Consider the following 5324-nt stretch of genomic DNA (forward strand, 5'->3'; position numbering starts at 1 on the left):
CCCCCCCCCGCCCCCCCCCCCACCGAACTGCCGATCACACCGCGCCCTACCGGCGTCAGCTGTTCCCGTCGAACAGCGACGTCACCGACCCGTCCGTGACGACCTCCTTGATGGCCGTGGCGATCAGCGGCGCGATCGAGAGCACCTTGAGGGAGGGGAACCGCTTGCTCTCCTCGATGGGCAGGGTGTCGGTGACCACGACCTCCGAGGCGCCGCACTCGGCGAGGCGCTGCGGGGCCGGGCCGGACAGCACGCCGTGCGTGGCGGCCACGATCACGGAGCGGGCGCCCGCGCCCAGGATGACCTTGACGGCCTCGGCGATGGTGCCCCCGGTGTCGATCAGGTCGTCGACCAGGACGCAGTCCCGGCCCTCGACGTCGCCCACCACGCGGTTCGCCACCGCCGAGTTGGGGCGCGTCACGTCGCGCGTCTTGTGGACGAAGGCGAGCGGGCCGCCACCGAGCTTGCCGGCCCAGATCTCGGCGACCCGGATACGTCCGGCGTCCGGCGACACGACGGTCACGTTGTCCAGGTCGACGCGCGTGCGGACGTAGTCCACGAGGATCGGCATCGCCCACAGGTGGTCCACGGGGCCGTCGAAGAAGCCCTGGATCTGCGGGGTGTGCAGGTCGACGCTCATGATGCGGTCGGCTCCCGCGGCAGTGAGGAGGTCCGTCACGAGGCGAGCCGAGATGGGCTCGCGGCCGCGGCTCTTCTTGTCCTGCCGGGCGTAGCCGTAGAAGGGCGCCACGGCGGTGATGGTGTGCGCGGAGGCCCGCTTGGCGGCGTCGACCATGAGGAGCTGCTCGAAGATCCACTGGTTGATCGGCTGCGTGTGGCTCTGCAGCAGGAAGATGTCGGCGCCGCGCACCGACTCGCCGAACCGCACGTACGTCTCGCTGTTCGCGAAGTCGTACGCGGTCACCGGGAGCAGGTCGATGCCCAGCTCCTTGGCGACGTCCTTCGCCAGCTCCGGGTGGGCTCTGCCGGAGGCCAGGACAAGGGGGTGGCCGGCGGGGCCGACGATGGTGCTGGACATCAGTTCTTTCCTTCCTTGGCGGCTTCGGCTGCCTGGGCGGCGGCCTGAGCCCGGTCTGCTGCGCTGCCGGGGCGCCGTCGGGCGACCCAGCCGTCGACGTTGCGCTGCTGGGCGCGTCCCACGCCCAGCGCGCCCGGCGGCACGTCCTTCACGATGACGGAGCCGGCCGCGGTGTACGCGCCGTCCCCGACGGTGACGGGTGCGACGAACATGTTGTCCGCCCCGGTGCGCGCGTGCGAGCCGATCACCGTGCGGTGCTTGTGCTCGCCGTCGTAGTTCACGGTGACGGACGCGGCACCGACGTTCGTGTGCTCGCCGATCGTGGCGTCCCCCAGGTACGAGAGGTGCGGCACCTTGGAGCCCTCGCCGATCTCGGCGTTCTTGGTCTCGACGAAGGTGCCGATCTTGCCCTTGCGGCCCAGGTTGGTGCCGGGGCGCAGGTACGCGAACGGGCCTACCGAGGCGCCCTCGCCGATCACCGCGAGCTCGCCGTGCGTGCGCACCACCGTGGCGCCGGCGCCCACCTCGACGTCCGTGAGCGTGGTGTCGGGGCCGATCGTCGCGCCCGTCTCGACGCGGGTGGCACCGTGGAGCTGGACACCCGGCAGGATCGTGACGTCCTCGGCCAGCTCGACGTCGACGTCGATCCACGCCGAGCGGGGGTCCACGATCGTGACGCCGGCCCGCATCCAGCGGTCCAGCACGCGGCGGTTGAGCTCGGCGCCGAGGGCCGCGAGCGCCACGCGGTCGTTGACGCCCTCGACGCTCATCGGGTCGTCGCTGACCAGCGCGCGGACGGCGCCGCCCGCGTTGCGGGCGAACGCGATGACATCGGTGAGATAGACCTCGCCCTGCGCGTTGTCGGTGCCGAGGCTCGCCAGCCCGGCGCGGAGCACCGCCGCGTCGAAGACGTAGACGGAGGAGTTGATCTCTCGGATCTCGCGCTGCTCGGGTGTGGCGTCCTTGTGCTCGACGATCGCGACGACGTCGCCTGCGGCGTCGCGCACGATGCGCCCGTAGCCGGTGGCGTCGGCGACCTCGGTGGTCAGGACGGTGACGGCGTTGCCGTCGGCGGTGTGCGCGGCGAGCAGGCGGCCGAGCGTGGCGCCGTCGAGCAGGGGGATGTCGCCCGCGAGGACCATCACGGCGCCCTGGACCGTGTCGCCGAGCGCCTCGACGGCGCACTGGACGGCCCGCCCCGTGCCGGGGATCTCGTCCTGGTCCACCACGAGGGCGCGCGGCTCGAGCTCGGTCACGGCCTCGGCGACAAGCTCGCGCTCGTGCCGGACGACGACGGCGAGGCGCCGCGGCTCGAGCTCCCGGGCGGCGGTGATGACGTGCCCCACGAGGCTGCGCCCGCCGATCCGGTGCAGCATCTTCGGCAGGGCGGACCGCATGCGGGTCCCCTGTCCGGCGGCAAGGACGACGACGGCAGCAGGCTTGGGGGTGTCGGTCACGGGGGGCTCCGGGGGACGAGGCGGATCTGACGACGACGTGCAGGCTCCGCCCCCAGGACTCGAACCTGGACCAAGGGCACCAAAAACCCTTGTGCTGCCGATTACACCAAGGCGGACCGGACCACGCGAGGTTGCGCTGCGGCGCCACCGTCGCACGTCCGCTCACAGTCTGCCAGGTCACGCCGGGTGCCTCTGGCCGGTCGCGGGCATTCCGGGCGCACGGTCTGCGTGGTCCGCGCCACACGGCGGGCCCCGCTCCTCGGAAACACGGGCACGGCAGAATGGGTCCATGGCTGCCGATCCTCGTAAGACTCCTCGCCCCCGCATGACGGCCAGCCAGCGCCGTGAGCAGCTCATCACGGTGAGCCGTGGCCTGTTCGCGGAGAAGGGGTTCGAGGGCACGAGCGTCGAGGAGATCGCCACCCGCGCCGAGGTGTCGAAGCCGGTGGTGTACGAGCACTTCGGCGGCAAGGAGGGCGTGTACGCCGTGGTCGTGGACCGGGAGGTGCAGGGCCTCACGGCGGCCCTGTCCGGCGCCCTGGGCTCGGGCGGCCATCCCAAGGTGCTGCTGGAGCGCACGGCGCTGGCGCTGCTCGACTACATCGAGCGGTCCGAGGACGGCTTCCGCATCCTCGTGCGCGACTCTCCCGTGGCGCAGGCCACCGGCACTTTCTCGAGCCTGATCGGCGACGTCGCCACGCAGGTGGAGCAGATCTTGATCGACCAGTTCAAGTCCAACGGGCTGCCCACGAGCACGGCGCCCCTGTACGCGCAGATGCTCGTCGGGATGATCGCCCTGACGGGCCAGTACTGGCTGGACGCGCGCAGCCCCCGCAAGGCGGACGTGGCTGCGCACCTGGTCAACCTGGCGTGGAACGGCCTCTCCAACATGGAGAAGAAGCCGATGCTGACCAAGCCTTAGATCTCCGTCCTCCACGCCCCGGAATGGAAGTCGAGCACCCAGGCGAGCATCTCCGGGGTCGCCGCCCGGACCCAGACGGTCGGCCCCGGCCCGAGCAGGTAGAGCGGGGTGCCGCTGCGCCGCCACGACCGGCCGTCGCCTTCACCGACCAGCCTCGGGGCGGGCGCGGACAGCGTCGAGTTCTTCAGCCGCTCGAACCCTCGGTCGAGGGCGTCCGTCCAGGCAGTGGTCCCGCTGCCGTCCGGCTGCACCAGTTCCGCCAGGGCGGCACGGACGACGTCGTCCGTCACCCGGGCCGCCCAGGGCTGCGGCGCCGTCGCGGCGCCCCGGGACACTCGCACCACCGGTGGGTCGTCGGTCTTGAGGTCTTCCGCGCGGACCCCCCAGGCGAGGTCCCCTTCGGTCTCGACCCGGTAGACGAGCACGTCGTCCTCGATCCGTAGCTCCTGGGGCGGCAGGAAGCGGTCCCGCACCGCCGTCAGCTCGCGCCGACGCCCGAACAGGGCGTACGCCTCCCGCAGAGCGACCGGGAGGGGCACGCCCAGCGCGGCCTCGGCGGCGTCGAGCTCGCCTGCCGCGTACCCGTCCTGCGGCCCGAGCGGCCGGTCGAGGAGCTCGTCGGCCAGCTCGCGCACGTAGTCCCACCAGGGCTCGCGAGGTGTCCGGAGGACCACGGCGGGGTCGGTGTGGTCCTGGGGTCGCGGGTCACTGACATCGAGAAGCTCGTCGAGTCCGTCGGCGACCTCGTCGAACTCTGGGTCCTCGCGCTCCCTGGCCAGCCGGATCACGGCACGCAACCCGTCGAAGTCACGCAGCTCGTAGAGCAGGGCACCCAGCTCGGCGAAGTCGCTCTCGTAGTCGCTGGTCGCAAGGTCCCGGGCGATGATCGAGCGCACCTCGGGCCGGATCGTCCAGCGGCGGCGCCAGAGCGCGTACACCGCCTTGCGCCCCCACGCCATCCCCACGGCGCCGACAAGCTCGTCCAGCAAGTCAGGCACATCGTCGGACACGTCGTTGAGGAAGTCGAGGGCAGACCGGTTGAACTTGATCCGCAGCCGCTCGGCGAGGATCTGGCGCCGTGCGCCAGCCCCGACGCGCTCAAAGAAGGCACGATGCGCGCGGCTCAGATCGTCCTGCGCGGCCTCCACCGCCGCCCACAGCCGCCGGTCCTCCTCCGAGATCCCGACGCCCTCCCCCGAAGCCGCGCCCCCTTTGTCTGACATGGTGCGACCCTATCGGCCCACTGCCTGGACCCGGCGCCAGGCCATCAAGACTCTTGACGTCGAGAGAGTCACGGTAGGCTCACGCCATGGAGCACGAGCCCGCTCATCCCGACGAGGTCGACCGCATCGTCGCGGCCTGGAAGGACGCGCGGCCAGACCTGGACCTGGAGCCGCTGACGGTGTTCAGCCGCGTGTCGCGCCTGGCCCGGCACCTGGACCTCGCACGCCGCGGCGCGTTCGCCCGGCACAGCCTGGAGACGTGGGAGTTCGACGTGCTGTCGGCCCTGCGGCGCGCCGGCGACCCGTACCGCCTGTCGCCCGGAGCCCTCGTCACCCAGACGCTCGTCACGAGCGGCACCATGACCAACCGGATCGACCGGCTCGAGTCGCGCGGCTTCGTGGAGCGGCACCGCTCCCCCGACGACCGCCGCGGCATCGTGGTGCACCTGACCGCGACGGGCCTCGCCCGGGTGGACGCCGCCATGAGCGACCTGCTCGACGTCGAGTCGCAGGTGCTCGCCGCCCTCAAGCCGAGCGAGCGGCCGCAGCTCGCCGACCTGCTGCGCACGGTGGTGGCCCAGTTCGACGAGTGAGGCCACCGTTCGGCACATTGCTTCGGCACTTTGTCGGGGGGGGGGGGGGGGGGGGGGGGGGGGCGCCCCCCCCACCCCCGCCCACCCCCC

5 protein-coding genes and 1 tRNA gene are annotated in these 5324 nt (G+C 72.1%); 2 read left to right on the forward strand and 4 right to left on the reverse strand.

The window, feature by feature from the left end; all coding sequences use genetic code 11:
* Positions 1-55: 55 nt before the first annotated feature.
* The 3 genes from AC060K_RS13270 to AC060K_RS13280 form a co-directional block, all read right to left on the reverse strand.
* Positions 56-1039, reverse strand: coding sequence for a ribose-phosphate diphosphokinase (locus AC060K_RS13270; RefSeq protein ID WP_483765869.1), 984 nt, complete (start codon positions 1037-1039; stop codon positions 56-58).
* The gene (gene glmU, locus AC060K_RS13275; RefSeq protein WP_483765870.1) at positions 1039-2496 is read right to left on the reverse strand and encodes a bifunctional UDP-N-acetylglucosamine diphosphorylase/glucosamine-1-phosphate N-acetyltransferase GlmU; all 1458 of its coding nucleotides are present in this window, start codon (positions 2494-2496) and stop codon (positions 1039-1041) included. Before glmU ends, AC060K_RS13270 begins: the two co-directional genes overlap by 1 nt.
* Positions 2497-2540: 44 nt before the next feature.
* Positions 2541-2612 (reverse strand) — tRNA-Gln (locus tag AC060K_RS13280).
* A 209-nt stretch (positions 2613-2821) separates the two neighbouring features.
* On the opposite strand from AC060K_RS13280, the gene AC060K_RS13285 reads away from it, so the two are divergent.
* Positions 2822-3418 (forward strand): TetR/AcrR family transcriptional regulator, encoded by a 597-nt coding sequence (locus tag AC060K_RS13285; RefSeq protein WP_483765978.1) that lies wholly within the window; start codon positions 2822-2824, stop codon positions 3416-3418.
* On the opposite strand, the gene AC060K_RS13290 is transcribed toward AC060K_RS13285, so the two are convergent.
* On the reverse strand, positions 3415-4641 hold the full coding sequence (locus tag AC060K_RS13290) for a hypothetical protein (RefSeq protein WP_483765871.1): 1227 nt from the start codon (positions 4639-4641) through the stop codon (positions 3415-3417). The two genes, AC060K_RS13285 and AC060K_RS13290, sit on opposite strands and share 4 nt — an antisense overlap.
* A gap of 86 nt (positions 4642-4727) precedes the next feature.
* On the opposite strand from AC060K_RS13290, the gene AC060K_RS13295 reads away from it, so the two are divergent.
* Positions 4728-5234 carry a MarR family winged helix-turn-helix transcriptional regulator gene (locus tag AC060K_RS13295; RefSeq protein ID WP_483765872.1) on the forward strand — a complete coding sequence of 169 codons (507 nt, stop codon included), beginning with the start codon at positions 4728-4730 and terminating at the stop codon, positions 5232-5234.
* Positions 5235-5324 lie beyond the last annotated feature (90 nt).

The sequence above is a fragment of the Antribacter sp. NEAU-D49 genome, assembly GCF_057158775.1.